This window comes from Streptomyces sp. NPDC054834, assembly GCF_053611185.1.
This window is the reverse complement of sequence record NZ_JBSGZV010000014.1, coordinates 107679-132301: the sequence shown is the minus strand read 5'-3', so window position 1 is coordinate 132301 and position 24623 is coordinate 107679. Positions and strand designations below refer to the sequence as shown.

Sequence of the window (24623 nt, the reverse complement as noted above, 5' to 3'; positions counted from 1 at the left end):
CAGTACTCACAGGAAGGTTTCTCGGCATGCCTACCAAGTACGACGTCAAGCGCCAGTTCAAGAGGTGCTACTCGCCCAAGAACACTGACTGGGAACTCGTCGACATCCCCGAGCTCCATTTCCTCGCCATCGACGGGCACGGCGACCCGAACACCACCGCCGCGTACCGCCACGCGGTCGAGGCGCTCTACGCGGTCGCCTATACCGCTAAGTTCGCGAGCAAAGGCGACCTTGGCAAGGACTTCGTCGTGGGCCCACTTGAGGGACTGTGGTGGGCGGACGACATGGACGACTTTCTGGCCAGGCTCAAGGACAACTGGCGATGGAGACTTCTCATCAACGTCCCCGACTGGATTACTGGCGGCATGATCGAAGACGCCAAGCGCACCGCCCTGACCAAGAAGAAACTTCAAGCCATTGCGGACGTTCGGACAGAGACGCTGCACGAGGGCACCAGCGCCCAGGTCCTCCACATCGGCCCTTACGACGACGAGACACCGATCCTGACCAGGCTGCACCACGATTACCTCCCCGCCAACAACTTGCGGGAGGCGGGGTTGCACCACGAGATCTACCTCGGTGACCCACGCAGGACTGACCCCGCCAAGCTCAGGACAATTCTGCGGCAACCCGTAAAAGCGCAATCCGGTTGAAGGATGTCGGCGTGTCAGCGGAGGCCGACCGTGCGGTGGAGGGATGCGCAAGCCCGACCCCAGTAGGGCCGCAGGCGCCTGATCTGTACCCGGCCGCGTCAGTCCTGGGGCCCTTCGCGAAAAGCGGGACCGCCGAACCGTCGTAACGCCTGTTGCACCCAAGCGGGGCCGGCCGTAACCCCGGTATGCAGTGCGGCGTCGCAGCGGGTGACGAGTACTCCCCCCGGACCACGGTCGGAGGCAGCGGCCGACGTGCCACGGCGTCGGGATCTGCGCCCCGTCCCTGAACCAGACAGCGACCGTCCAGGTGTTGTCGCTCCCGGCACGCACCACCGCCACGCGGCTCACATCGCGCCGGACGATGCGGGTGTCGCGTCGCCCGGCGGTCAACCGGAGAGCTTCGTCTTCGATCCGCTCTTCAGCGCGAGGCTGGTCAAACGGCCGCGTTCGAGTCCGGCGGCGTCCAGCAACTGGTAGGCGAAGGTGAGCGGGTTTGTCGTGCGCGGACGATTCCGGCAACCGGCGGGTCTTCAAGGTGTGCCATACGGCTGCGGAGGCGGGCAGGGACACCGTTTTCCGCGGTACGACCGGTCGGGGATCGAGGCCGCGGGCCCGGTCGACGGCGAGCCACCCGGCTTTACCGCCCCAAGCGGCCGATCCGGGGGACTACGGCATCCACTGTGTCGGCCTGCCCGCCACCGTCCCGCCCGGCACCGGGCTGTCGACCGCGGCGATGCGACCGCCCGACACAGGTACGTACACGGTGCCGCCCACCACGACGGGCCGCCCCAGCCCTGCGGACGGCGCGCTCAGCGTCCACAGGACGCCCCCCGCATCCGCCTTGCTGGTCAACGGCGCTCTGTCATCGACCACGACCAAACTCTTTCGGGTGAGGGGACGGGACGACGCAGGGCGTAGCGCCCGATGTCCACGCCGCCCATCTCCAGGGCCTGGTGCGACGGGGGCGCCCGGAAGAGGGGGGGTGATCTGCGCCTTCGAAGTCTGAGTGACTGCACGTCGGGTCTTCCCCCTACGCATCCGCGAGCGGCGGCGGCGAATTCGACTGTCTATGAAGGCTTCTTTTCGCTTGCGTGGCTTCCATTACTCGGATGTGTTGGTTTCCGTACGCTCCTGGCCGTCCACAGGAAGGGATCCGCCGATGCGCATTACCTGGTCCGCCGCTCTGGTGAGCCTCGCCGTTGCGGCCACCACCGCACTCACCACCGGTGCCGCCGCGACCCCGGCCCGTCAAGGCCCGCACCACCACCGCCAGTTGCTGGCCAGAGACGACTTCCGGCACGGCATGGGCCAATGGTCGGCCGAGCTGGAGAACGGCGGCAGTGTCACGGCGAAGAACGGCATGCTGGACGTCGACGTGCCCGCCGGGGCGTCCGTGTGGTTCAAACGGCCCTTCTCGGGCCAGTACGAGATCGACTTCACCGCGACACCGGTCTTCCAGGGCGGTCCCAACGACCGGGTCAGCGACCTGAACTCCTTCTGGAACGCCCGGGATTCTCGGTCTTCCGAGAACCTGTTCGACACGACCCGCAGCGGCGCCCTGGCCGATTACGACTACCTCACCACGTACTACGCGGGCATCGGCGCGAACTACAACACCACCACCCGGCTGCGGCGTTACGTCGGCGTGGCGGGCTCCCGGCCACTGATCTACGACTACACCTCGCCGCTGCTCACCGCGAACGAGCCCAATCGGATCCGGCTGGTCTCCGACGGCAAGCACATCCAGTACTGGGGCAACGGTGAGCTGGTCTCCGACTACACCGACGAGGACCCGTACACCAGCGGCTGGTTCGCCTTCCGCACCACCTGGAGCCACTTCCACATCAGCGACTTCCGTGTCTGGCGGCTCAAGGGCGAAGGCGGTCACAGTGCATGAGATGTTCCGCGAAGACACCTCAAAGCGGCGGCGGCGACCGTCGTGGCGGCCCAGCTCTCCTGGGCGCTCGCCGTCGACCCGGTGAAGCGCACCTGGCTCGAGGCCGGCACCCCCCACCCTCGCCCTGGTCGGTGACACACTGAGCTGGGGCCGTGCCCGCGCGCGGGATCCCTTCGGCGCAACAGCGCCCCTTGACACGTACAAACCGTTGCAACACTCCTGCCGCAAACAGGGCGCATGATTTACCTTCGGGCCGTGAATCGACGAACCGTCAGGGGGCGCGCACCATGACCATCAGTCGCAGGGCACTGCTCGCCGCGGGGGTGGGCGCCGGGCTGCTCACCGCCTGCGGGTCCAATACCGGGCGCGGCGGGGGCAGCGGTGCGGGGGCAACGCTGTCGCAGTGGTACCACCAGTACGGCGAGGCGGGCACCGAGCAGGCGGTGAAGCGGTACGCCGCGGCCTACAAGAAGGCCGATGTCAGCGTGCAGTGGCGGCCCGGCAACTACGACCAGCAGACCGCCGCCGCGCTGCTCACCGGCTCCGGTCCGGACGTCTTCGAGGGCAGCCCCACCCTCGACCAGATCCAGGGAGGCCAGGTCGTCGATCTCACCGGCCTGCTCGAAGACGTCAAGGACGACTTCAACCCGGCCGTGCTCACCCCGAAGACGTACGACGGGAAGATCTGGGGCATCCCGCAGGTCATCGACATGCAGCTGCTCTACTACCGCAAGAGTCTGCTGAAGGACGCGGGTGTGGAGCCGCCGGCCACCCTCGACGCACTGGTCGAAGCCGCCCGGAAACTGACCACGAAAAAGATCAAGGGGCTCTTCCTCGGCAACGACGGCGGTGCCGGTGTCCTCGGCGGAACTCCGCTGTACGCGGCGGGACTTCAGCTGGTCACGGACGATGGCAAGGTCGGATTCGACGACCCGGCCGCCGCACGTGCCCTTGCGAAGGTCCACCAGCTGTACGCCGACAAGTCTCTGCTCCTCGGCGCCCCCGCCGACTGGTCGGACCCATCCGCCATCCTCCAGGGCCTCACCGCCATGCAGTGGTCCGGTCTGTGGGCGCTGCCCCAGGTGCAGAAGGAACTCGGCGACGACTTCGGAGTGCTGCCGTTCCCCAAGGACGGATCAGGCAGTCCCTCCGTCCCCGTCGGTGCGTTCGGGGCCGCTGTCAGCGCCCGTAGCAGGCACAAGGAGACCGCCAAGGACTTCGTGAAGTGGCTGTGGGTCGAACACACCGATTATCAGGAGGACTTCGCACTCTCCTACGGGTTCCACATCCCTGCACGAATCTCTCTGGCCAAGAAGGCCGGGAAGCTGAAGACGGGTGCGGCCGCCGACGCCGTCCGCTTCACCACCGAACACGGCTACGCCCAGCCACTGCTGTGGACCCCCGCCAGCCAGACCGCCTACCAGGATGCGCTGAGCCGGATCATCAAGAGCGGAGCCGATCCGGAGAGCGAACTGAGGACGGTCGTCCGGAAGGTGTCGGCCGAACTCGACCGGGTGAAGAAGAAGCCGTGACGGCCGAACGCAGAGTACGCAACCGCACTCTCTGGTTCTGGATCTTCGTCGGCCCGTTCGTTGTCGGGCTCGGTCTGTTCACGTACGTGCCGCTGCTGTGGAGCGTCGGCCTCAGCCTGTTCGACGCCCGCAACACCGTCACGCCCACTCACTTCGTCGGCTTCGACAACTACACGGCCATGCTGTCGGACGACGCCTTCGTCGACAGCCTGCGCACCTTCCTGGTCTTCACGGCGTTCATCGTGCCCGCGACCTATGTCCTCTCGCTCGCCCTCGCCCTGATGGTGAACCGGGTACGCCGGGCGCAGGCGTTCTTCCGGTCCGTGTTCTTCCTTCCGGCAGCGTGCAGTTACGTCGTCGCCGCCCTCATCTGGAAGATGTCCGTGTTCAACGGCGTGCGGTTCGGGCTCGCCAACGTCGTGCTCGGTTGGTTCGGCGGCGACCCGGTCGCCTGGCTTTCGACCACCGACCCGCCCTGGTACTGGCTGGTGATCGTGACGGTGCGGTTGTGGCTCCAGGCGGGCTTCTACATGATCCTCTTCCTGGCCGGGCTGCAACGGATCGATCGCGGGCTGTACGAGGCTGCCGAGGTCGACGGGGCCCGGCCCGGCTGGCAGGTGCTGCGGTACATCACGCTGCCACAGCTGCGCGCCACGTCGATCGCGGTCGTCCTGCTCCTCGTCATCAACGCCTTCCAGGCCTTCGACGAGTTCTACAACCTCCTCTCGGACGCCCGCGGATACCCGCCGTACGCCCGTCCGCCGCTCGTCTATCTCTACTACGTGGCCCTCGGCCAGGGGCAGAACCTGGGGCTCGGCAGCGCCGGCGCGGTGATCCTCGCGCTGGTCATCGTGGTCGTGACGGTGGGTCAGGCACGCTGGTTCGGGCTGGGCAAGAAGGAGGGGTGACGGTGGAGGACGCGGTGGTACGGGTCGGGCGGGCCCTGCGGTTCGTCCTGCTGGTCGGGCTGGCTCTGCTCTTCCTCATCCCTTTCTATCTCCTCGTCCGCAACGCGCTGTCGAGTGAGCAGGACATCACCTCACCGGAATGGACGCTCTTCCCCTCGGAGTTGGAGTGGGGGAACGTACGGGAGCTCTTCGGCGACTCCTCCGTCCCCTTCGCCCGCTCCCTGCTCAACTCCGCGCTGATCGCGGTCGCGACGACACTCGGCACGCTGCTTCTCGCCTCGCTCGCGGGGTACGGTCTCGCCCGCATCCCCTACCGGCACGCGAACAAGGTCTTCTACGCGGTCCTCGGCACCCTGATGGTTCCGGCCGCCGTCACCTTCGTCCCGAGTTTCGTACTCGTGTCGTCGCTGGGCTGGATCTCGACCTTCCGGGGCCTGATCGTGCCGACGCTGTTCTCAGCCTTCGCCTGCTTCGTCTTCCGGCAGTACTTCCTGGGATTCCCTGCGGAGTTGGAGGATGCGGCGCAGGTGGATGGGCTCGGTTACTGGCGGACGTACTGGCTGATCGTCGTACCGAACGCCCGACCCGTCTTCGCCGCCGTCGGGACTATCGTGTTCATCGGCGCGTGGAACTCCTTCCTGTGGCCGCTGGTGATCGGGCAGGACCAGAATGCATGGACGGTGCAGGTGGCGCTGTCGTCCTTCACCACGTCGCAGGTCGTCAGGCTGCACGAGCTGTTCGTCGCGGCAGCCGTATCGATCCTGCCGTTGCTGATCGTGTTCCTGTGCTTCCAGCGGTGGATCGTGGCAGGGGTGGAACGGTCCGGGATCGATTGAGGGCATCGGGCGCTGGACGTGTCCACCTGAGGCCACCGGTCCCAACAGTGCTGGCTCGGCCCGTCCCACACGCCCCGGTGCGGTTTCGGGCCCTGGCTGCCGGCGAGCTCGCCTGTCCGGCAGCGACACCCAGCGGGTCCAAAGGGCCTCGTGGCGCTGCGTTTCGGACGGCCAGGTGCGGGCGTAGAGGAACTCTTCGGCGAAGATCCGGTTGTGGCGCTCGACCTTGCCGTTGTGGCGAGGAGTGTAGGGCGTGGTCCGCTGGTGGCGAGAGGCGAACAGTGCCCGGACGAACGCTTCGGCGCGATAGAACGCGCCTTGTCGGTGACGATGCGCTCCATGTAGGTAATGCCGTGAGCGGCGAACCAGGCTCTGGCTCTGTGGAACTGATGCCGGACGAGCCGCCTCGGTTCCAGCCCGTACGAGTGCTCCCGCCGCCGGGCTGGCCCTTGTTCAGCTTCTCGAGGTACTCGTGGGGCCTATCGCTTCCCGGGCGCAGGGGCCACGAGCGTGGCGGTGAGCGTGTCTGCCAGCCATCCTCGTACGTGTCGGCGGACCAGCCCCGTCCCGCTGTGAGCTGGGTGTACAACTGCGGGCCGGTCAGGGCCAGACGGCGTCCGCCAAGTGGGCCGGATCCGCCTCCGGCCCAACATTTCATGGATTCCGCGCACGTACGCGGCGTAGAGCCGGAGCTTGGCGCCCGGCTCCCTCGTCCGCAGGATCTTCCGCGCCTGGGGGCGATCCGCCATGGGCACCGGTTGCGCGCCCGCCGCCGCGTCCCCCTGCTCACCCCGCACCGCAAACCGGAGGACGACCTCCGCCACAGGAGCGTCACGGTGGCCGAGGACCTCGCAGCACTCAGCGCCAACTCCACGCACCGGGCCAAGGCCTGCGCCCTGCTCGCCGCCCTGGAGCAGCCGACCGTCGCCTCCAGCCCGCCCAGCGCCCAACTGGCTTTGCTCACGACGTCCGGGCTCTGGCTCACCTTCTGTGCCGCAACCACGGAGAGTCAGATCTCCGGCGCCAGCCGATGTCTGTTTGGATGGCTGCGGAGTTGCGGCGAAGTGAGTTCGAGCGCTCAGTTGTCCCGGACTGGGGCCATGTGGTCGAGCCACCGCTCGTACCAAACAAGGAAGTCCTGGGCCGAGGAGACATCGGGTCCCCAGTAGCCGTCGCTGTTGCCGATGACGACGCGGCCTGCAAGGGGACCAGTAAGAGCCAGGAGACAGACGCCCGCGCAGCCCATCTTGCGCCTTGTGTTGAGCGTCATGCCGAGCTGCCGGGCGACGGACCGCTTGATCACGCCGATGCCGCCCATCTCTTCCACAGAGGCTCGGGCGCTCGTCTAGGGTGGCACGGTGGGCTTTGAGCTGCAAGAACGGTGGGGTGCGCAGCCGTTGTGGGCGAGATGGGTGCTCGCGGTGTACCTGATCGGTTTCACTGAGGGCACGTGTTCTCACATCGCAGACCTGATCCGTGGCGGCATCCACGCCTATGCGTCGTTTCATCAGGTCCCTGTGCAGGTGTTCCTCGTCAGCTTGGTGATCCTCGATCCGCTGGCTGCAATGCTGGTGGGTTTTGTGCGGCGGGAAGGGATCTGGCTGGCAAGTGCTGTGATGGTGATGGACGTCAGCGCGAACTGGTGGGGCAACCGGCACTGGCTGCGGGATGATCCTCCGCAGCTGCTCTGGCTGTTGCCCATCACACTCTTCGGCTTGTTCGTCGTTGCGTTCGCGGCCCCCTTGCATCGCACGGTTGCCTCATGGGCACGCCGGTGCCCGGGGTGAGGGTCTGGACCTCTCGGAGTCGTCGCGGCCCCTTGGCCAACTTCAGGCCGCGGCGCGTTCGGCGAGTGGGCGGCGCCGCAAGGCGGTGTCGGTCAGTGATCGTGGCGGGAGGGACGCGCTGGGGTTGTACCGGTTCACCCCGGGCGGCACGATTTCGTCGATCCGGTCGAGGGTCGCATCATCCAGGGTGAGCGCGGCGCCCTCGAGTAGGTCCTCCAGCTGCGGCATGGTTCGCGGGCCAATGATCGCCGAAGTGACGGCGGGGTGGGCCACGGTGAAAGCCACGGCGAGCTGCGGGAGGGTGCAGCCGATGCCTGCCGCGAGTTCGATGAGCTGTTCGACGGCGTCGAGCTTGGCGGTGTTCTCGGCGATCGCGGGATCGAAGAATGCCGGGCGGAGCGCGGCGCGGCCGGCTGCCAGGTCGATGGGCTGGTGCCTGCGGTGCTTGCCGGTGAGGAATCCGAAGGCGAGGGGGCTCCAGACCAGTACTCCCATTCAGCGCCGCCGCCCACCGATGTCACGCCCTATCCCCTTCGGCTGACGAAGAACGCACGCCGATGCCCATTGGCCTGGTCCTGCCGCTCGACGATGTGTGGGGCATCTTCCTCGCCGGCGGGCTGCTGACCGTCGGGGCCTGCGTGGGGGACCTCGCCCGGCCCCGCCCGCGACCAGCCCGCCCTCCACCCCTCGGCCGCTATTGCGGGTCAAGCGCCCTGGAGCGCACGGCGCCATGCTCTGCCGGGTAGAACCTGGAGGCCGACCGCTACTCCAGCACCGCACGGAAGGCACGCTCACCGATGCCGCGCATCAGTGGGTTGTCCGCCGAGTGCGACAGGAAGATCAGGGACAGGGCAAGCGCCCACCCGCGGGCCCGCTCCCAGGTCGCGTCGTCCGCACGGCCATACGCCTGTCGAAGGGCAGCACGCTGCTCCGCGGTGAACAGCATCCAGGCCACGGACAGGTCAGTGGCGGGATCGCCGGAGGTGATGTCACCGAAGTCGATCACGGCGCTGATCCGGCCGCGGTCGACCACGAGGTTGGCCGGGTGCAGGTCCCCGTGCAGCCACACCGGCGGTCCGCCCCAAGCGGGCGTGGCGACAGCCGCTTCCCAGACCCTCAGTGCGGTGGCACGGTCGGCCAGGTCGACGTGCGCCAGCCCAGTCAGGACACCCTCGGCGCGTCCGGCCAGCGGAATCCCGCGAAACGGGTTGACGGGCGCCTCCGAAGGGGCCGGGACGTGGAGCGCGTCCAGGAAACCGCCGAGCGCCGCCGCGGCCGACCAAGGATCGTCGGGCTCGGACCGCGCCGCGATCCGGCCCGGGAAAAACGGCACGACACTCCAGGACCACGGGTACTGAGCCGTCGGCCTCCCGACACGCACCGGCGCCGGCACAGGCAACGGCAAGCGGCGGGACAACTCCGGCAACCACCGTTGCTCATGCGCGACGAGCTTGGCAGCCATGGCGCGCCGCGGCAATCGGACGAGGAACTCCTCGCCAAGCCGGCACACGAGGTTGTCCCAGCCGTTGGCCAGCACCTCGACCGGCAGGTCCACCAGGTCGGGGTGCTGTTCGTGGAGTAGACGGCGCACCAGGCCGACAGAGACCGAAACCTCCGCGGCGGGCATTCGGCGAACTGTCACAGCGAGAACTCTACGGCCGCGGCCCGGCGCACTTGAAGGCCAACTGGTGGCCGGTCCGCGACCTGTAACCGCTACCGTCCGCTGATCTGGTCGACGCGGCGTATCCACCGGACACCGGATCAGCGGGCGACACGAGCCGGCCGGTCGATCCGGGTCGGGGCTTGTGCAGGTTTCTCGAGGAGCCTCTGGTCGGCACCTCAGCCAGGGGGCAGGAAGCCGTCAACGACCCGCCGGGCCATATCCGCTGCCTCGGTGTCGCCAAGCCGCAGGGCGGTGTTGGTTGCGAGGAGGACTGCGTCGATCTGGAACGCGGCGAGCTCGGCGTCGACTTCTGGGGTCTGCCTCACCTCGGCGGCATGGCGGAACTCGTCCGCGAGCAGGGCCAGCCACTCCCGCCGCTGCCGGGCCGGCGCGTCACGGACCGGGCCGGGGCGGCTGTCGAAGTCGGGAAGGTTCGCCGCCCAGAAGCAGCCACCCGGGAAAAGCGGCGTGCTCGCGTAGGCGATCCAGTGTTCTGTGAGGGAACGCAGTCGCTCGGCGCCCCGCGGGGTGGTCGGAACCGGGCGCACCACTTCGTCCAGAAACGCGTCACGGGCCGCTTCGACGGTGGCGAGTTGGAGCTTTTCCTTCGTCCCGAACAGGGTCGCCACCCCGCTCTTGCTCAGACCCAGGTCGGTGGCCAGCCGGCCGATGCTCAGCCCGGACAGCCCTTCCAGGGATGCCATGTCGGCGGCGTGGCGAGTGATCGCCTTGCGGGTCCGGTCGCCGCGGACCAGGCGGAGGTCCGCGCGTTCCGGAGCCTCAGCCTTCCGGAGCTCGTTCATAGCTCCATCCTGCCATGCTTGAAGAATACGTACGATCGGTCGTACGGTTTGTTCGTGACTCAGTTGACCACACCCGTGAACGAGGAATCAGACCCCTTCTGCCTGCCCGCGGACCGCGCCGCCGCGCTGCTCGCCGACGCTCCCTGGCGCCGGTTCGCCGTCATCGGCGACAGCCTCTCGGCCGGGACCGGCGACCCGCGCCCCGGATACGCTGCCGGCGGCTGGGCCGGCCGCGTCGTCGGCGTGCTGCGCCGGATCCACCCCGGCCTGGCCTACTCGAACATCGCCGAGATAGGCGCGACAACCGCACGGATCCTGGCGACACAGGCGCAGCGGCTGGCCGACTTCCAGCCGGATCTGGTCCATGTGCCGTGTGGCGCGAACGACCTGTTCCGCCCGGAACCGGACTACGCACTGATCGAACAAACCCTGCGGCGTGTCTTCGACGCCGCCGCGGCCACCGGTGCGCAGCTGACCGTGTTCACGCTCGGCCGGGCCTTCCAGGTCGCGGCCTTTCCGGACTGGGACCACAGGATCCATACCGTCAACGCCATCACCCGGGACCTGGCCCGCTCTTACGGCGCCGTGCTGGTGGACATGTGGGATCACCCGGTCAATGACCGCTCCGACTTGTTGAGCACGGACGGCATCCACTTCGCCGCCACGGGCCAGGCCGTGATGGCCGCCGAAGTCGTCAAAGGGCTGGCCGGTGTGCTCGGTACGCACGGAGATCTGTCGTGAGCAGCGCTGAAACGTCCGTAGACCTGGTGTCCTCCGGCCGTGGCCCTTGCTCGTCCCTGCGGCGCCACCACTAGGCGACGTCGTACTGGCCCTGCGGGCTGACCAAGAAGGACTGGCCTGCCCGTACGGCCCACGCGTCCGGACTCTCTCATTCAGGCGCTGTTCACGGACCACGGCCTTCATGCTCCGCTGACGTTGTGCCCGTCGACCACCGACCCGGCTGTGGCGCGGGGATCGCTGGAGTGGACGGGTGCGGCGAGAGTGCTTGCCGGGCGTCGCGACGGGGCGAACGTTGCCTGCCAGGGCGCTGGGGCTGTGACCGCATAGCTTCGCCGGGTTGCCGATCGGTCTCGGACCGGCTATCGAACGGGTGCTGGTGCTGTGGTGGCCTGACTCTCGAAGTCCTGGCGGGCTGCCAGGACTTGCTGGGCATGCTCCACGGACCGTGCGCCGATCACACCAGTCAGCCGTCCGGCCTCGACCCCGAGCTCGGTGAGTCCGTACTCCACGCGAGGTGGAACGGTGGGGTAGACCTTGCGGTTCACGAGGCCATCCCGTTCCAGCGCGAGCAGGGTCTGGGTCAACTACCGGACCGTACCTCATCAATCAGGGACGGGTACGCAGCCCGATCGACAGCGTCGCGGGCTGCTGCGGCCTCGACGCTCAGAAGGCCGGTCCGCCTGCGTCAATTTCGGCCTCTGACGGCATGGCTCCGCACCGCCAACCGGCGGCCGGTGGTCGCGTCGGTCACGGTCCTCGTTCCGAGGGCCGCGTGCAGGGTCGCGCGGGCAGGGCCGATGCGGGCGTCAGCCGGGCAGACGACGTCCGGACCCGTCCGTGTGGTGATCTGCACGGTGAGGAGGACCCGCGTGCGGGTCTCGGATGCCCGCAGGTGAGCAGGGCCGTCGCATCCACCCGACTGCACCATGACGGTGAGAGTGCGATCGTCGCCGCTCACCGTGACCGTTTGAGTGATCGCCTCGTTCCTCGTGACAGTTTTCGCCCCGGTTGCTGCTGATACTGAACATCCCGTCAGGGCGACCAGGGCCGCGACGGTCACTGACACAGTGCGACGATCCAGCATGTAAGTTTTCACAGTAGACCGACGCCGGCAGGAGCAGATTCGTTCACCTGGTATCGCGGGATCCATCCAGGGCTCTGGGAGCACCCCTGGGGAAGCTCCTCGTGAGTTGCGGAGCGCTGGTTGCGCCGGCGGGCGAGGCCCTGGACGGCCCGTACGAAGCTCTCCCCACCCGGCCGGTGAACCGTGCGCGTTACTGTCGATGTAGCCGGCCGAGTTGCGCTTGACGAAGTTCGCCCTGCGCATAGCGTCGTCGATCCTGGTCCTGGTCAGAGAGGCGAGGACCGAGGCAGAAACGGCAGCCGCGAGCGGCCCGGATCAGATGCGCGTCCGCGTAGGGCCCCGGGCGGAGTGTCGTCGGCGGGCGGACTGCCGGCCGGGGCGAGCGCGGGTAGCTGCTGGTAGGCGTCCGGTGCGCGGAACTGCTCGTTCCCATGTAACAGGGGCGGTTCAGCCAGGAGCCGGTCGAAGGGCTCGGGTTCCACCCGCAAGCGGCCCTCCGCTCAGGCCGTGGCGGTCAGCGGGACAGTGGCCTCCCAGAGGAAGCCGTCCGGGTCGCTGCACGGGCCGGCAGCGCCGGTGAGCACGAGGCGGTGCGATCCGGTGCCCTCGGCGGGGACACCCACGTCCTTGGCGAGAGCGCGGCGCTTGTACAGAGCGAGCTTGACGTGACCCGAGTCCGTGGCGAACTCGACGTACTTGCCGCCGAAGCTTTTGCCCACCTTCAGGCCCCGATCGGCGTAGAACTGCTTGCTGGCCTTGACATCCTCGACGCCCAGCAGGAGCACAAGCTCCTCGAAGTCCCGGGTGACCGGGCCGGTGTCCTTCTTCGCCGATGTCGCGATCTTCACAATCGTGCCGTCCGGGGCCTGGACGACCCCGCCGTAGCCCCACAGCGACTTCGAGGCGGTCTTGAGGCTGGTGGCGCCGGCTTGGAGGGCAGCCTCGATGAGGGCATCGACGTTGCCCGGCTGGGACACCACCAGCGACAGCGTGAACCCTCGGAAGCCGGCCGTGAGCTCCCCGGATGCGCGCAGACGCACGTGCGAAGAGTCCGACCCGAGGACGGTGGAGTAGAAACGGGTGGCAGCCGTGAGGTCAGCCACTTCCAAGACGACGGCATCGATGGAGTTCATACCTTCGACGGTAGTAACGGCCGGGTGCTCGGCGCTTCTCGAAAACTGACCGGTTCACCTCGGACCACTTGCGGCAGAGACCGGGTGCAGGCGCGGGATGTGCCAGAACGGCGGGCAGGTGGCCGACGAGGTCGGTACCGGTGCGCCACGTACTGACCAGCAAGTCGAACGGTGCTTGGCCGGCCAGGACGATCGGCGCGGACAGCCGGGCATCGGCCGCGGCGGACAGGGCAGGCATACGAGGGCGTCGCCTGGATCGCGGCATCTCTCCCACCGGACGGCCAGGCGCTTGTCGTGGTGCAGGAGCGAGAAGGGTCTGCTCGACGACGTGACGGAGCTTGCCAGGTCCCTGATGTCGGAGCGCCCTTGCGGAAGATCACCGGCAGGAGGCGGCGCCTTTACCGTTCGCGGCGGTCGGGGTGGCCGTCGTATCCCTTGTCGCCGAGCACGGCGTCGGGTCGGCGCCGTGACCTGCCGGTCTTGCCGCCCACGGGCGGGATGCCGTCGACCAGGGCGAGGGTCTGGGTGACGTCGGTCAGGGAGTCGGCCGCCGCGCCACGGGTCCTTACCTCCGGGTTGTGTCGAAGCAAGGATACGGATCAACATGGCCGAGCCGGGACACGGCCGCGAGTGGTGCTCGGGACAGGCGGCTGTTGCCGATGCCCGCGCACGCGGCGGACCCGTTCGACGCGGATGCGGTGCGCGCGGCGACGGCCCCCCGCGAACCTAAGGAGGGCGCTGAAGCCCTCGCCGACACGGCGTGAGGTGAGTTCACGCGTGGCATCACCGAGCGGCACCGTCGGCCGCTCGGTGATGCCTTTGTTCCTCAGGCTCGTACGGTCTTCAGGAGCGCGGCGAGTCCGTCGGTGTAGATGCCGTGGAAGAGCTCCTCGGCATCGGCGTCGCTGACGCCCACGGGGGTGAACGAACCGGACCATTCGACGCGAGAGGCGTCGGGTTGGCCGGGGACAGCATGCACGCTCAAGGTGGAGAGGTAGCCGGTCACGGGGAATGGCGCCTGCTCGATGGCGTACGAGTAGCTGCGCGCGGTGTGGTCGAAGGCCTGGAGGCGTTCGACGATGACGCCGCCGTCCTGGTTGGTCAGGCGGCGCACGCGCCCGCCCTCCCTCAGTTCACTCCCGGGGATGTAGGGGAGCCAGTCCGGCAGGGACCCGAAGCCGCCGATGAGCTGCCAGACGCGGTCGGGGCTTTTCGGGATGTCGATGAATGCGGCGGTGGAAGCCATGGTGAGTGCTTTCCGGTACGGAGGGGGTCAGGCTGTGGGGGTGGGGGCGTTTGCGGCGATGAGCTTCTCGTCGCGCAGGGCGGTCCAGAAGGCGGCCGGGACGGACTCGGCGAGGGCGGCGACGTCCTCGGCGATACGGCTGGGCCGGGTGGCGCCGGGGACGACGGCGGCCGCGGCGGGGTGGGCCAGGGCGAACTGCAGGGCAGCGGCCTTGATGCTCATGCCATGCCCGGCGGCGAGGGCCTTGATCCGTTCTACCTTGGCGACGATGTCCGCCGGGGCCTGCTGGTACTCGAAGTGCGTCCCGCCGGCGAGCACGCCGGAGCTGTAGGGACCGCCGACGACCATGTCGACACCCTGCTCGGTGGCCGCGGGCAGCAGGCGCTGCAGAGACCGTTCGTGGTCGAGGAGGGTGTAACGGCCGGCGAGGAGGAACGCGTCGGGCTTGGGCTCGTCCAGGTCGAGCGTCAGCTCGATCGGCTCGACGCGGTTGACGCCCAGGCCCCAGGCCTTGATGACACCTTCGTCGCGCAGTCGCTGCAGGACGCGGAAGGCGCCGGTGCGCGCGGTCTCGTAGACGGACAGCCAGTCGTCGCCGTGGAAGTCCTGAGCGACGTCGTGGACCCAGACGATGTCGAGGCGGTCCGTCTTCAGGCGGGTGAGGCTGTCCTCGATCGAACGCAGGGTGGCGTCGGCCGTGTAGACGTCGATCATCTTGTTCGGGTGGCCGTGCTCGAACAGGCCACCCTTCTCGCCGAGGTCGCGGGCGGCCGGGTCCTCCAGCTCGTCGAGGATGACGCGGCCGACCTTGGTGCTGAGCACGTACGCGTCGCGCGGCCGGCCGGCGAGCACCTCGCCGAGGCGTATCTCGGACAGGCCGGCGCCGTAGAACGGGGCGGTGTCGAAGTAGCGGACGCCATGGTCCCAGGCGGCCTCGACGGTGGCCGCGGCCTCGTCGTCCGGGATGCTGCGGAACATGTTGCCCAACGGCGCGGTACCGAAGCCGAGGGAGCCGGGCAGAAGGTGCTTGATGCCCATGGGGAAGATCCTTGTCTCGATTGGCGATACGCGGCTTCGAGGAGGTTTCTCCTGATCCGCGCCTCTTGCTCCACCGACGCTAGGATCGAGGAATCAGACTGTCCAAGACTTGCTTGGACACACTTGAGTCCCCCGAGGTCTTACATGCTTGACCTGCGACAACTTCGCTATTTCGTGACCGTGGCCGAAGAGGAGCACGTCGGGCGGGCTGCCGAACGCCTGCACATCTCGCAGTCCCCGCTCAGCCGGCAGATCGCCCAGCTGGAGAGGAACCTGGGCCTGACGCTCTTCGAGCGCAGTCAGCAGCGCATCCGGCTCACCTCCGACGGCCGCGTCTTCCTCACCGAGGCCACAGCCCTGCTGCGCCACGCGGACCGGCTGGAGAACCTCGGCCGACGCCTCGGCCGCGGCGAGGAAGGTGGCCTGTGCGTGGGGTATGTGGGCGACGCCATGCACACCGGCCTCCTGCCCCAGGCCCTGCGCACCCTGCACGAAGAGCGCCCCGGCATCCACGTCGCCCTCTACGACCTGACCGCCTCGCAGCAGTTCGAAGGCCTGCGCCAACGCAGCCTGGACATCGCCCTGGTACCCGAGGCGCCACCCGAGACGGATCCGGATCTGCGCAGCGCGCTGCTTCTTCAAGACCCCCTGCTCCTGGCTCTTCCCAGCAGCCACCCACTGGCCGAGGCCGAAGAAATCCTGCCCGAAGACCTCGACGCCCAGCCGTGGATCGCCATCGAGAACAGTCAAGACCTCGTGTGGCGGGACGGCTTCGTCGCAGCATGCGCCGCAACAGGGTTCACCCCCGACATCCGGTTCGAAGCTCCGGAACCCCTCACCGCGCTGGGTCTTGTGGCGTCCGGGCTCGGCACGGCGTTCGTACAGAAGAGCATGCTGCATGGCCGTACGTCAGGCGTCACCGTCCGCCCACTCCCCTGGTTCGAAAATTCCGTGCGCCTGTGGGCGGTCTGGCACCAGATCGATCTACGGCCGGTCGTCGCGTCGTTCCGCGCGACGGTCCTGGCCACCGGTGCCGAGGAGGAGCAATCCGCTGGCTGAACGAACCGCGAGGTGCTCAGCACTGACTGTTCGTCAAGTAGCGGATGGCATGAGGCCCTTGGTTGGGCAGGTTCACCTGCCGACGGCGATGCTGCCGCCATGGACAGATGCCCGGGCAGGAGTTGGTCATTGCTGGCCCGCGAAGCGAGCCGGTTGAAGGGGCGGGAGTTCGGTGCGGCCGATCAGGCGCCCCTGGGCGGAAGCCGGCCAGGACGACCGCGGGAATGCGCCACGGCTTCCTCCGGGCCCTTCCCCGGCGGATTCATACCGGCCCGCACCTTCACATCCAGCGAGAACGGCGCTGCCCCGGGTTCGCCGATCGCGCCCCGTGCGGCGAGGGGCCAAGGGGAAGCGCCCTCGAAGTCTCCCCGTCCAGTCGGCCCCGCCCCGCCGACCGCTTCAACCCGACCGTCTCCCCTCGATCTTCGCGGTCCCCGCCGACGGGCCGCTGCGGACACACGCCGCCTCGCCCGGACCAGCCCCGGCGTGTCCACGGCGAGCCCGGTGCACAGGCGGCCGGCGACGGACCGGCCCACCACACGGCGCGCGGATTCCGCTCACCGTCCCAGGCCGCGGCCGGGAGGATGCGGCGCCTGCGCAGGTGATGCCGCCGTACTCCTGTGCGGCGACGTCACATTGCGGCAGGTCGGGGGTCGGCGGGTGGGACTGAGCCCTCAGCGCAGCGGGTCATAGGGCGCCAGGTCGATCCCCGGATCGACCTGGCGGGCCAACCGCGCCGCGACCGCACCCGCGTAGGGGCCGACCGTCAGGCCGGACGCCCCGAGGCCGTTGACCACGACCAACCCGGCGACCTGCGGAACCACGCCGAGCAGCGGCCGGACGTCGGGCCCCACCGGGCGGAACCCGATGCGGGTCTCCACGTGCGTCGCCCCGGCCAGCCCGGGGGCCACAGACAGCGCTTCGCCTAGCACCTCCGCCATCCCGCCCGCGGTCACCCGGTGGTCAAAACCGACGTCGTCCTCGCGGGTTGCGCCGACCACGACCCGCGAGTCGTCGAAGGCAAGGATGTAGTGCTGCGACCGCGGCAGCACGACCGGCCAGTCGACGGTTTCCACGCCAGGCAGCCGCAGGTGCATGATCTGGCCGCGCTGGGGCGCGATGCGTACCCGGACCCCGATCGGTTCGAGCAGCTGTGGCGACCAGGCACCGGCCGCCGCGATCACGGCGTCCGCGCCGACGAACACATCGTCGACCCGTACCCCGCGGACCGCGCCGTCGGCGACGATCGCGGCCGTGCCCTCGATGATCCGGGCGCCGCGCCGGACCGCGGCACGGCGCATCGCGTCGCGGACAGAGCGTCCGTCCAGGCGCGCCGTTCCCGGGACGTGGATCGCCGGGCCGTCGTGTGCGAGGAGCGGGAAGAGCTCGCGGGCCCGGCGAGCGCTGACCAACTCCACCTCGCCGGCCATCGGGGACTTGGCGGCGCGCTCGGCCACGCGCTCCAGCGCCTGAGTGGCTTCGGCCTCATCGACGAGGCGCAGCGAGCCGACACGCCGGTAGCCGAACTCGGTCTCCTCGTCAGCAGCCAACGCCGCCAGCAACTCTTGATAGTGCTCTGCCCCGGCGACCGCGAGCCGGTACCAGTCCTCGTCGTCCACCCGGGACGACCACGGGGAGATGATGCCCGCGCCGGCCGACGTCGCGCGGCCTGGGACCAGCGAGTCCACCAGGACCACATCCACCCCGGCCCGAGTCAGCTCGTAACCGGCTGCCGCACCAGCGATGCCGCTGCCGACGACCACCACTCGCATTAGCTGCTCCTCTTGACGCGACCGACTTCTTCTGACAGCACACCACCCATGCGCCGCTGCATCCACGGTGCCAGCAGGTGCATGACAATGCCAGCGTCCTCGATCGGCCGGCCGCTCGGTTCGCGGCCGGCCCGTCCGCTCGTCACCCGGCGGGGGCAGTACCAGATCCTGGCCGTGGCCGGTGCGTTGCGCGCGCTGTGGCCCGTCGGCCCGGCCTGCCTGGGGCCGGGGACCGGAGGGCTGCTGCTGGTGATGGGCGTCGAGCTCGGGCCGATCTTCTGCCGCGGGGTCTTCAACCCCGTCTGCGCCGCCCACGCCTCGAGCGCACCGCGGCCGACCGGGCCGCCCGCACGCTGTCCGCCTGGTCGGTGACGACCACGGCCTCGACCGCGCTCCTGATGGCCTTGTGGGGCGTACTGGGCGTCCTGCCCGGCCCGCGCACGGTCATCGGACCGGCCTGCGTGCTCCTGCTGGCGACCCCGCTGCCGCTCCCCCGCCGCGCCGCGGCACCCGTCGCCGAGACGGAGTCGGCACCGAGCCATTCCTGACGGGCCGCCATTGCTGCCCCCACCACGTTCCACAGTCCACCAGGATGCGAACAGCTCACAGCGACGGGCTTTGCACTCCCGGAGGCATGGAATGCAGTGGCGGAAGCATCCGAAAGGGCATGGAGTGCGTGATCTACCGGGAGCGGACGGGTGACTGGGAACAGATCGACTGCCGGCAGGCGGACGCGGGATGTCAGGCGGCCCTGGACCGCCTTGCAGTGCTGAAGCCGGACGAGTTCGCCTGGATCCGCATGGACGAACCCCGCGAGGAGGAGGTGCAGCGGCTGGCCGAGTACCTGAAGCTGCATCCTCTTGCCGTCGAGGACGCGGTACAGGCCCACCAGCGGCCCAAACAGGAGCGCTACGGCGACGTGCTTGCGGTCGCGGTGAAGACCTTGTGGTTCGTCGAGAAGACAGCGGATGTGGAAACCGGCGAAGTGATGATCTTCCTCGGCCCCTCCTTCGCACTCACCGTGCGGCACGGAGCGAACGATCCCACGGTGGAAGCGGCGCGCCGACTCGCGCGGCAGCCGGACATGGCACGCCTGGGGCCGGTCAGCGTCCTGCACGCGGTGACCGATGTGATCGTCGACGCCTACGCCGAGGCCGCCGCCCAAGTACGGACGGACCTGACGGACCTGGAGCGGTGCGTGTTCTCACCCGCCCGCGACGACCTGACCGAGCAGGTCTACTCGCTCAAACGTGAGGTGGTGGAGTTCCGCGACGCCATCCAGCCGTTGGTCCCGGTCATGCAGCCCTTCACCACGGCGCGGGACGACTGGCCGCGGCAGGTCGTGCCGTACTTCCGTGACGTCACCGACCACCTCACCCGCACCGACACCGAAGTCCGCGCCCTGGACGACCTGCTCGCCTCCGTCCTCGATGCTCATCTCGCCAAAGTGGGTATCTGGCAGAACGACGACATGCGCCGCATCAGCGCCTGGGCTGCCGTCTTCGCAATCCCCACCATGGTCGCCGGGATCTACGGCATGAACTTCGCCCACATGCCCGAACTGGACTGGCGCTACGGCTACCCGTGCGCGCTTGCCGTGATGGCCCTCGGGTCAGGCCTGCTGTACCGGGCGTTCCGCCGCAACGGCTGGCTGTGACGGCGACCGCGCCTCAGGCCGCTGTCCGCTCACCTCCGAGACCCTTCTGAGCTGACCGGTACAGACGGCACAGACGGCACACGTCGTCCCGGGCACCGCCGACACCTGCACCGCAGTGCAAGGAACACGCGCAGGGCACGCGCACGGTGCGGCGCCAGGTGGAGACGGTCGAGCAGACAGTGGAGCGGGCGTGCGGAAGGCATCCCGTTCCGTACCCTGGCGGCATGCGCATGCGCCCCACTTTGAGCTGGACCCCCACCGAGGACCTGCCTCCGGCCACCACGGATCTGCGGCCGGTCGCCGATGCGCTGAGCACCGGCGGTGTGCTGGTGCTCAGCGGGGCCGGCATCTCCACGGAGTCGGGCATTCCCGACTACCGGGGCGAGGGCGGGAGCCTGAGCCGGCACACCCCGATGACCTACCAGGACTTCACCGCCGGCGCCCAGGCCCGGCGCCGGTACTGGGCGCGCAGCCACCTCGGCTGGCGCACCTTCGGCCGCGCCCGTCCCAATGCCGGGCACCGGGCCGTAGCCGCGTTCGGGCGGCACGGCCTGCTATCGGGTGTGATCACTCAGAACGTCGACGGCCTGCACCAGGCCGCCGGCAGCGAGGGCGCCGTGGAACTCCACGGAAGCCTGGCCCGGGTCGTGTGCCTTTCCTGCGGCGCCTTCAGCCCGCGCCGGGAACTCGCTCGACGGCTGGAGGAGGCCAATGCGGGCTTCGAGCCGGTGGCCGCCGGCATCAACCCCGACGGTGACGCCGATCTCACCGACGAACAAGTCGGGGACTTTCGGGTGGTGCCCTGCACGGCCTGTGGCGGCATCCTCAAACCGGACGTGGTGTTCTTCGGTGAAGCCGTGCCGCCACAGCGGGTCGAGCACTGCCGCCGGCTGGTCCGTGAGGCGACCTCGCTACTGGTCCTGGGATCCTCCCTGACGGTGATGTCCGGGCTCCGGTTCGTCCGCCAGGCGGCCGAGGCCGGGAAGCCGGTGCTGATCGTCAACCGGGACCCGACCCGAGGCGACCGGCACGCCCTCACCCGGGCCGCGCTCCCGCTGGGAACGGCTCTCACCACCGTGGCCGTCCGGCTGGGCATCCCCGTCGACGGCCGGACGGCGGCCCAGGTAAGAGGGTGACGGTGGTGGGACGTCCGGCCTCCGCCTGCGAGCACGGAGCCAGTCCCCTCCCCACCGGCCTGCCCCGGCGACAGACCGGCCCGTGTCGACATCATGCCGTCCGGCTCGGTCTCCAGCAGCTTCCTGACCGCGTGCACCGCCTTGCGGCCGCTCTCCAGCGCCTGCCGAGTGCGCCGGCTCCGCGTGTACTGGATGGCGGCCGTGCTCTCCTGCTCCGACATGGTGCGCAGCCGCTGCGACGAACCGCGCCGTGTGCCGGGATTCCCGCACACAACGGCTCCGCTTCGACTCACGGTCGGCGTGCCCCAGATCCGAGGCCGGCTCAGCGACGACGCCGTACCGTCGCCCCTTCATCGGGGTCACTTGCTCGGTCGCCGCCGGCCGCTTCGGCAGACATCTCCGGCGTCTCAGCGAACGGTTCGTTCGGGGATCGTCGGCAGGACCTTGTCAGCGATGTCGAGGAGAGCGCTGTCGTCCGGGAGGGCTCCGGACGCGCTCCACACGGTGATGTCGACATAGCCGCCCCGGTCCTTCCGGTCCAGCGCCACGGACAGCGTCCTGGCCACGGGGCCTTCCTCAACCGGTCCGCCGGATCCGCCGCTTCCCAGATCGATCTTGAACTTCATGGTGTGGTCCGAGGAGAAGACCGCGGGCCGGCCCAGAACCGTAAGCGTCCTGACGTTCTTCTCGTCCCCGAACTTCATCAGCTTCACGTACTGGGCAGTCGACAGCTCGTTGTAAGTGGCCGACACATTCACGGTGTACGTGTCGAACGCGATCTCAGCTCCGGCTGGGCAACCTTCCCACCAGTCAGGGCAGCGGTGTCGCTGGTGCCGGAAGCCGTCATCGCGGTCTCTCCGGGCGTCCCAAGGAGCTGGGCCAGGTCGGGCCGGTTGAGCGCCTTGCACAGCTCGTCACCGGTCACAGCCCGGGGCGTCTCCTTGTAGGCCTTCGGCAGCTCCTCGTGGTCCCCGCTCGAACACGAGGCGCGTTGCGCCGCGCCGTCGTCGGACGGCAGCACGCGTGGAGCCACCCACAGCGCGGCCGCGAGGGCCCCGAACACGGCTACGGCCGCGACGGCCTGGCCCCACGCGTTGGGCTCCTTCTCCGCACTGGCCGGGCCGGGACCCGGCCCAGCTGCGGCCTGGGCCGGGGCTTGAACCTGGGCCTGGGTCTGGGTCTGGGTCTGGGTCTGGGTCTGGGTCTGGGTCTGGGTCTGGGTCTGGGTCTGGGCACCAGCATCGACCGCCCCGTCCGCGGAGGCCGCCGGACCCGCATTCCGGCGTACGCGCAGGGCCCGGACCACCGCGTAGACGCGTATCGCGGTAAACACGAGGAAGACAATGCCGAGACCGACCGCGACCCGGTCGTGGTCCTGGATGGCGAGATACATGATGCGCACGCCGAGAACAGAACCGATCCCGATGAACAGGGGCTCGCGGACCCAGAACGGCAGGCGACGGAGGAGAAAACCAAGCACGCGGTGATCTCACCAGGACAAGACCACGTTCGCCATGGCGGAGGCCACAGTTCCGAGTAGGGCGTCGCCGAGGCCAAAGCCCCGGCACGACCGTGCAGAAGCTGAGGGGCAGTCACTTGAAGTGGTGCTGGAGTGCACGGCTCCTGCGCCTCCGCGATCCGATCGCTCTCGTGGAGGTGCCGAGCCCCCCGACACATACCTCATAGAATCGCGCCGGACGGGCGGGACGGACGCAGGCACGGGATCACCGGTTCGGAGGCGGAGGCTTGACGGCGGCTCGCAGGCGTGGACCCGTGCCCTCCGGCTGCCGGGCGAACGTCTCCTTCATCCAAGAGGCTCCCGCCTCCTCGTCGCCCGCGTCGTTCCCAGTACCGGCGCTGCCTCCAGCACCAGTACGGCGAGGTCGTCGTCGATCGGCTCGGTGCTGAAGTCGTGAGCGGCTCGCCGAACTCGTTCGGCCACGGCCTTCGCGCCGAGTCCCAGGCATCCCCGAAGCACGTTCGCCAGGCCGTCGTCGTCGTCCAACTGCCTTGTGCCTCTGCGGCGTTCGGTCACACCGTCGGTCACGCACAGCAGCGTCTCACCGGGCGCGAGGGTGAAGGAGTTGGCGTGGAACTGCGCATGCTCATCGATGCCGAGCAGCATCTGCGAGTCCGCGGCCGGAGTCACCGCCCCGTCCGTCGACAGTCGCAACGGCGGCGGGTGCCCGGCGCTGGCTATCATGCAACGTGCGCCGCCGGTGACCAAGTCGGGCTCCAACTCCCCGTACAGCAGGCTCAGGAAGCGGGAGCCTTCCCGCTCGCCGCGGAACGCCACGGCTTCGGCGGCCTCCTCCGCCATGGCGAGGTTCAGCCGGTTGAGCAGGTACTCGATGCCGTGGCCTTCACGTGCCAACAGCCGTACGAGGTGCCGGGCCAGGCCAGTGACGGACATCGCCTCCAGGTCGTGGCCGCACACGTCGCCGAGTAGGAAGCACCACCGGCGGTCTCCCATCGGGAACAGGTCGTAGAAGTCCCCGCCGACGGTCTGGTCCTCACCGCAGGGCTCGTAGACGATCGCCGTGTCGATGCCTGGAATCGTGGCGAGTGACGGGGGGAGTTGCCTGCGCTGGAGCATCCGGCTGATGCTTGCCTGCCGCGTGTAGTGCCGGGCAATGACCACTGCCTGGGCCACGCGTCGGGCCACGTCCTCCGCGAGCCGTACGACGGCATCGGTGAGCTGAGGCAATCCCGCCTGGCCGATCAGGAGCGTGCCCTGGCACCGGCCGCCCGAGACGAGCGTGAACGCCAGCGCCGAGCCGCCCGTGTTCTCGGCGCCTCCGCACTCGGGCCAGGGCCATGGGACACCGGTCGTGCTCAGCCTGGCGGACGGACGGTCCTTCTCCAATGCCAGGCGGAGTGTGCGGATTTGCCGCTCGTCCTTGTGCCAGACATGGGAGAGCCGCATCTCGGCGTTGTCCGTGGTCAGCCATACGCCGCACCAGTCGGCGAGCCTGGGGACCAGGAGCTGTCCGGCGAGCGCCGCGACCATGTCGTCGTCCAACTGTCCGGCGAGAAGCTCTCCGGCCTCGGCGAGGAACGACTGCCCTTCACGCTCGGCCCACCCGGCGCTGCGGCCCCGGCGGTCGTGTGGCAGGACGGGCTCGGGGGCCGGCGGGCGGCGGACGGTCTCGGTGAGGGAGTCGGCGACGCCTTGCTCCGTGGTGGCGAGCGGGGTCGCCACCGCGCATTCCAGACGGAACCAGGCTGTCTTCCCGGTGCGCCGGTAGTTCGTGCCCCAGGACTCGGCGAGTGTGCGCATCAACTGCCGGCCATAGCCGCGCACGTGGCCCTGTTCGCCTTTCCCGCTACAACGGGAGTCGGAGGGACCGCACTCCGACACCTCCACCACGACACCTGCCAACCCGGCCTCGCCCTGCGTGGAATCGGCCGGGGAACCGCCGGCGTCGAGGCGGCAGGCCACCTCGACCTCGGATCCGGCGTGAGTGACAGCGCTGGTGACCAGCTCACTGACGAGGAGCACGGCGTCATCGACGAGCCGGTCGCTGATTGCCGGTGCCCCGAGGAAGAGCAGGGCGGTCCGCTCAGTGAGCACGGCACGCAGAAACTTGCGCGCGGCCGACGCTGCGAGCTCGTTGGCGGGGATACGCGTCCGCGCCACGGCTGGACGCGGGTCAAGGGACGGCCCCACTGGTGACT

The 24623-nt window shown here is 69.1% G+C and carries 25 protein-coding genes and 2 pseudogenes; 12 read left to right on the top strand and 15 right to left on the bottom strand.

Annotated elements, in window-relative coordinates; genetic code table 11:
- Window positions 1–26: 26 nt before the first annotated feature.
- On the top strand, window positions 27–653 hold the full coding sequence (locus ACWGJM_RS20580) for a GyrI-like domain-containing protein (RefSeq protein ID WP_453413119.1): 627 nt from the start codon (window positions 27–29) through the stop codon (window positions 651–653).
- 666 nt (window positions 654–1319) lie between these two features.
- On the opposite strand, the gene ACWGJM_RS20575 is transcribed toward ACWGJM_RS20580, so the two are convergent.
- Window positions 1320–1526, bottom strand: a complete 207-nt coding sequence (locus ACWGJM_RS20575; protein ID WP_453413118.1) for a hypothetical protein — start codon at window positions 1524–1526, stop codon at window positions 1320–1322.
- Window positions 1527–1812: 286 nt separating this feature from the next.
- On the opposite strand from ACWGJM_RS20575, the gene ACWGJM_RS20570 reads away from it, so the two are divergent.
- The 4 genes from ACWGJM_RS20570 (at window position 1813) to ACWGJM_RS20555 (ending at window position 5826) form a co-directional block, all read left to right on the top strand.
- Window positions 1813–2550, top strand: coding sequence for a DUF6250 domain-containing protein (locus tag ACWGJM_RS20570; RefSeq protein ID WP_453413117.1), 738 nt, complete (start codon window positions 1813–1815; stop codon window positions 2548–2550).
- A gap of 287 nt (window positions 2551–2837) precedes the next feature.
- The gene (locus ACWGJM_RS20565; RefSeq protein ID WP_453413116.1) at window positions 2838–4082 is read left to right on the top strand and encodes an ABC transporter substrate-binding protein; all 1245 of its coding nucleotides are present in this window, start codon (window positions 2838–2840) and stop codon (window positions 4080–4082) included.
- The gene (locus ACWGJM_RS20560; RefSeq protein WP_453413115.1) at window positions 4079–4990 is read left to right on the top strand and encodes a carbohydrate ABC transporter permease; all 912 of its coding nucleotides are present in this window, start codon (window positions 4079–4081) and stop codon (window positions 4988–4990) included. Before ACWGJM_RS20565 ends, ACWGJM_RS20560 begins: the two co-directional genes overlap by 4 nt.
- 2 nt (window positions 4991–4992) lie before the next feature.
- On the top strand, window positions 4993–5826 hold the full coding sequence (locus ACWGJM_RS20555; RefSeq protein ID WP_453413114.1) for a carbohydrate ABC transporter permease: 834 nt from the start codon (window positions 4993–4995) through the stop codon (window positions 5824–5826).
- A gap of 126 nt (window positions 5827–5952) precedes the next feature.
- On the opposite strand, the pseudogene ACWGJM_RS20550 reads toward ACWGJM_RS20555, so the two are convergent.
- Both ACWGJM_RS20550 and ACWGJM_RS20545 read right to left on the bottom strand, forming a co-directional pair.
- A pseudogene (locus tag ACWGJM_RS20550) lies at window positions 5953–6212 on the bottom strand (integrase core domain-containing protein); the annotation flags it as partial.
- A gap of 692 nt (window positions 6213–6904) precedes the next feature.
- Window positions 6905–7144 (bottom strand): hypothetical protein, encoded by a 240-nt coding sequence (locus ACWGJM_RS20545; protein WP_453413113.1) that lies wholly within the window; start codon window positions 7142–7144, stop codon window positions 6905–6907.
- Window positions 7145–7184: 40 nt separating this feature from the next.
- On the opposite strand from ACWGJM_RS20545, the gene ACWGJM_RS20540 reads away from it, so the two are divergent.
- On the top strand, window positions 7185–7613 hold the full coding sequence (locus ACWGJM_RS20540) for a hypothetical protein (protein ID WP_453413112.1): 429 nt from the start codon (window positions 7185–7187) through the stop codon (window positions 7611–7613).
- A gap of 42 nt (window positions 7614–7655) precedes the next feature.
- Here ACWGJM_RS20540 and ACWGJM_RS20535 read toward each other — a convergent pair.
- The 3 genes and pseudogenes from ACWGJM_RS20535 to ACWGJM_RS20525 form a co-directional block, all read right to left on the bottom strand.
- Window positions 7656–8108 (bottom strand): annotated as a pseudogene (locus ACWGJM_RS20535) (aldo/keto reductase); the annotation flags it as partial.
- A 268-nt stretch (window positions 8109–8376) separates the two neighbouring features.
- Window positions 8377–9240: an aminoglycoside phosphotransferase family protein gene (locus tag ACWGJM_RS20530; protein ID WP_453413111.1), complete on the bottom strand. Its 864-nt coding sequence runs from the start codon at window positions 9238–9240 to the stop codon at window positions 8377–8379.
- 212 nt (window positions 9241–9452) lie between these two features.
- Complete coding sequence (locus ACWGJM_RS20525) at window positions 9453–10079, bottom strand: TetR/AcrR family transcriptional regulator (protein WP_453413110.1); 627 nt, start codon at window positions 10077–10079, stop codon at window positions 9453–9455.
- 54 nt (window positions 10080–10133) lie between these two features.
- On the opposite strand from ACWGJM_RS20525, the gene ACWGJM_RS20520 reads away from it, so the two are divergent.
- A complete protein-coding gene (locus ACWGJM_RS20520) occupies window positions 10134–10820 on the top strand; it encodes an SGNH/GDSL hydrolase family protein (protein WP_453413109.1) in 687 nt (228 codons plus the stop codon).
- Window positions 10821–11179: 359 nt separating this feature from the next.
- Here ACWGJM_RS20520 and ACWGJM_RS20515 read toward each other — a convergent pair whose 3' ends face one another.
- The 5 genes from ACWGJM_RS20515 to ACWGJM_RS20495 form a co-directional block, all read right to left on the bottom strand.
- Window positions 11180–11404, bottom strand: a complete 225-nt coding sequence (locus ACWGJM_RS20515) for a winged helix-turn-helix transcriptional regulator (RefSeq protein WP_453413108.1) — start codon at window positions 11402–11404, stop codon at window positions 11180–11182.
- A 1000-nt stretch (window positions 11405–12404) separates the two neighbouring features.
- A complete protein-coding gene (locus ACWGJM_RS20510) occupies window positions 12405–13037 on the bottom strand; it encodes a glyoxalase (RefSeq protein ID WP_453413107.1) in 633 nt (210 codons plus the stop codon).
- A 398-nt stretch (window positions 13038–13435) separates the two neighbouring features.
- Entirely contained in the window at window positions 13436–13627 is a 192-nt protein-coding gene (locus tag ACWGJM_RS20505; protein WP_453413106.1) for a hypothetical protein, read from the bottom strand.
- A 236-nt stretch (window positions 13628–13863) separates the two neighbouring features.
- Entirely contained in the window at window positions 13864–14283 is a 420-nt protein-coding gene (locus ACWGJM_RS20500; protein WP_453413105.1) for an SRPBCC family protein, read from the bottom strand.
- 27 nt (window positions 14284–14310) lie between these two features.
- Entirely contained in the window at window positions 14311–15321 is a 1011-nt protein-coding gene (locus ACWGJM_RS20495; RefSeq protein WP_453413104.1) for an aldo/keto reductase, read from the bottom strand.
- 144 nt (window positions 15322–15465) lie between these two features.
- On the opposite strand from ACWGJM_RS20495, the gene ACWGJM_RS20490 reads away from it, so the two are divergent.
- Window positions 15466–16380: a LysR substrate-binding domain-containing protein gene (locus ACWGJM_RS20490; RefSeq protein ID WP_453413103.1), complete on the top strand. Its 915-nt coding sequence runs from the start codon at window positions 15466–15468 to the stop codon at window positions 16378–16380.
- 674 nt (window positions 16381–17054) lie between these two features.
- Here the strand turns inward: ACWGJM_RS20490 and ACWGJM_RS20485 are convergent.
- Entirely contained in the window at window positions 17055–18152 is a 1098-nt protein-coding gene (locus ACWGJM_RS20485) for an NAD(P)/FAD-dependent oxidoreductase (RefSeq protein ID WP_453413102.1), read from the bottom strand.
- Between the two features lie 81 nt (window positions 18153–18233).
- Here ACWGJM_RS20485 and ACWGJM_RS20480 point away from each other — a divergent pair, with 81 nt between their 5' ends.
- From ACWGJM_RS20480 to ACWGJM_RS20465, 4 genes are all read left to right on the top strand, one after another.
- Window positions 18234–18524 carry a hypothetical protein gene (locus ACWGJM_RS20480; RefSeq protein WP_453413101.1) on the top strand — a complete coding sequence of 97 codons (291 nt, stop codon included), beginning with the start codon at window positions 18234–18236 and terminating at the stop codon, window positions 18522–18524.
- Window positions 18521–18700 (top strand): hypothetical protein, encoded by a 180-nt coding sequence (locus ACWGJM_RS20475; protein WP_453413100.1) that lies wholly within the window; start codon window positions 18521–18523, stop codon window positions 18698–18700. Before ACWGJM_RS20480 ends, ACWGJM_RS20475 begins: the two co-directional genes overlap by 4 nt.
- A 119-nt stretch (window positions 18701–18819) precedes the next feature.
- Window positions 18820–19809: a magnesium and cobalt transport protein CorA gene (locus ACWGJM_RS20470; RefSeq protein ID WP_453413099.1), complete on the top strand. Its 990-nt coding sequence runs from the start codon at window positions 18820–18822 to the stop codon at window positions 19807–19809.
- 224 nt (window positions 19810–20033) lie between these two features.
- A complete protein-coding gene (locus ACWGJM_RS20465; RefSeq protein WP_453413098.1) occupies window positions 20034–20945 on the top strand; it encodes an NAD-dependent protein deacetylase in 912 nt (303 codons plus the stop codon).
- 407 nt (window positions 20946–21352) lie between these two features.
- Here ACWGJM_RS20465 and ACWGJM_RS20460 read toward each other — a convergent pair whose 3' ends face one another.
- The 3 genes from ACWGJM_RS20460 to ACWGJM_RS20450 all read right to left on the bottom strand — a co-directional run bounded on the left by ACWGJM_RS20460 (window position 21353) and on the right by ACWGJM_RS20450 (window position 24585).
- Entirely contained in the window at window positions 21353–21697 is a 345-nt protein-coding gene (locus tag ACWGJM_RS20460; RefSeq protein WP_453413097.1) for a hypothetical protein, read from the bottom strand.
- 2 nt (window positions 21698–21699) lie between these two features.
- Entirely contained in the window at window positions 21700–22338 is a 639-nt protein-coding gene (locus ACWGJM_RS20455) for a DUF6215 domain-containing protein (protein ID WP_453413184.1), read from the bottom strand.
- Between the two features lie 411 nt (window positions 22339–22749).
- Window positions 22750–24585, bottom strand: a complete 1836-nt coding sequence (locus ACWGJM_RS20450; RefSeq protein ID WP_453413096.1) for a SpoIIE family protein phosphatase — start codon at window positions 24583–24585, stop codon at window positions 22750–22752.
- Window positions 24586–24623: the final 38 nt, after the last annotated feature.

Coding starts and splice junctions, on each gene's coding strand:
- ACWGJM_RS20580 (WP_453413119.1), top strand. CDS start 27: ATGCCTACCAAGTACGACGTCAAGCGCCAGTTCAAGAGGTGCTACTCG.
- ACWGJM_RS20570 (WP_453413117.1), top strand. CDS start 1,813: ATGCGCATTACCTGGTCCGCCGCTCTGGTGAGCCTCGCCGTTGCGGCC.
- ACWGJM_RS20565 (WP_453413116.1), top strand. CDS start 2,838: ATGACCATCAGTCGCAGGGCACTGCTCGCCGCGGGGGTGGGCGCCGGG.
- ACWGJM_RS20545 (WP_453413113.1), bottom strand. CDS start 7,144: ATGGGCGGCATCGGCGTGATCAAGCGGTCCGTCGCCCGGCAGCTCGGC.
- ACWGJM_RS20530 (WP_453413111.1), bottom strand. CDS start 9,240: ATGCCCGCCGCGGAGGTTTCGGTCTCTGTCGGCCTGGTGCGCCGTCTA.
- ACWGJM_RS20525 (WP_453413110.1), bottom strand. CDS start 10,079: ATGAACGAGCTCCGGAAGGCTGAGGCTCCGGAACGCGCGGACCTCCGC.
- ACWGJM_RS20510 (WP_453413107.1), bottom strand. CDS start 13,037: ATGAACTCCATCGATGCCGTCGTCTTGGAAGTGGCTGACCTCACGGCT.
- ACWGJM_RS20500 (WP_453413105.1), bottom strand. CDS start 14,283: ATGGCTTCCACCGCCGCATTCATCGACATCCCGAAAAGCCCCGACCGC.
- ACWGJM_RS20495 (WP_453413104.1), bottom strand. CDS start 15,321: ATGGGCATCAAGCACCTTCTGCCCGGCTCCCTCGGCTTCGGTACCGCG.
- ACWGJM_RS20490 (WP_453413103.1), top strand. CDS start 15,466: ATGCTTGACCTGCGACAACTTCGCTATTTCGTGACCGTGGCCGAAGAG.
- ACWGJM_RS20485 (WP_453413102.1), bottom strand. CDS start 18,152: ATGCGAGTGGTGGTCGTCGGCAGCGGCATCGCTGGTGCGGCAGCCGGT.
- ACWGJM_RS20480 (WP_453413101.1), top strand. CDS start 18,234: ATGACAATGCCAGCGTCCTCGATCGGCCGGCCGCTCGGTTCGCGGCCG.
- ACWGJM_RS20470 (WP_453413099.1), top strand. CDS start 18,820: ATGGAGTGCGTGATCTACCGGGAGCGGACGGGTGACTGGGAACAGATC.
- ACWGJM_RS20465 (WP_453413098.1), top strand. CDS start 20,034: ATGCGCATGCGCCCCACTTTGAGCTGGACCCCCACCGAGGACCTGCCT.
- ACWGJM_RS20455 (WP_453413184.1), bottom strand. CDS start 22,338: ATGTATCTCGCCATCCAGGACCACGACCGGGTCGCGGTCGGTCTCGGC.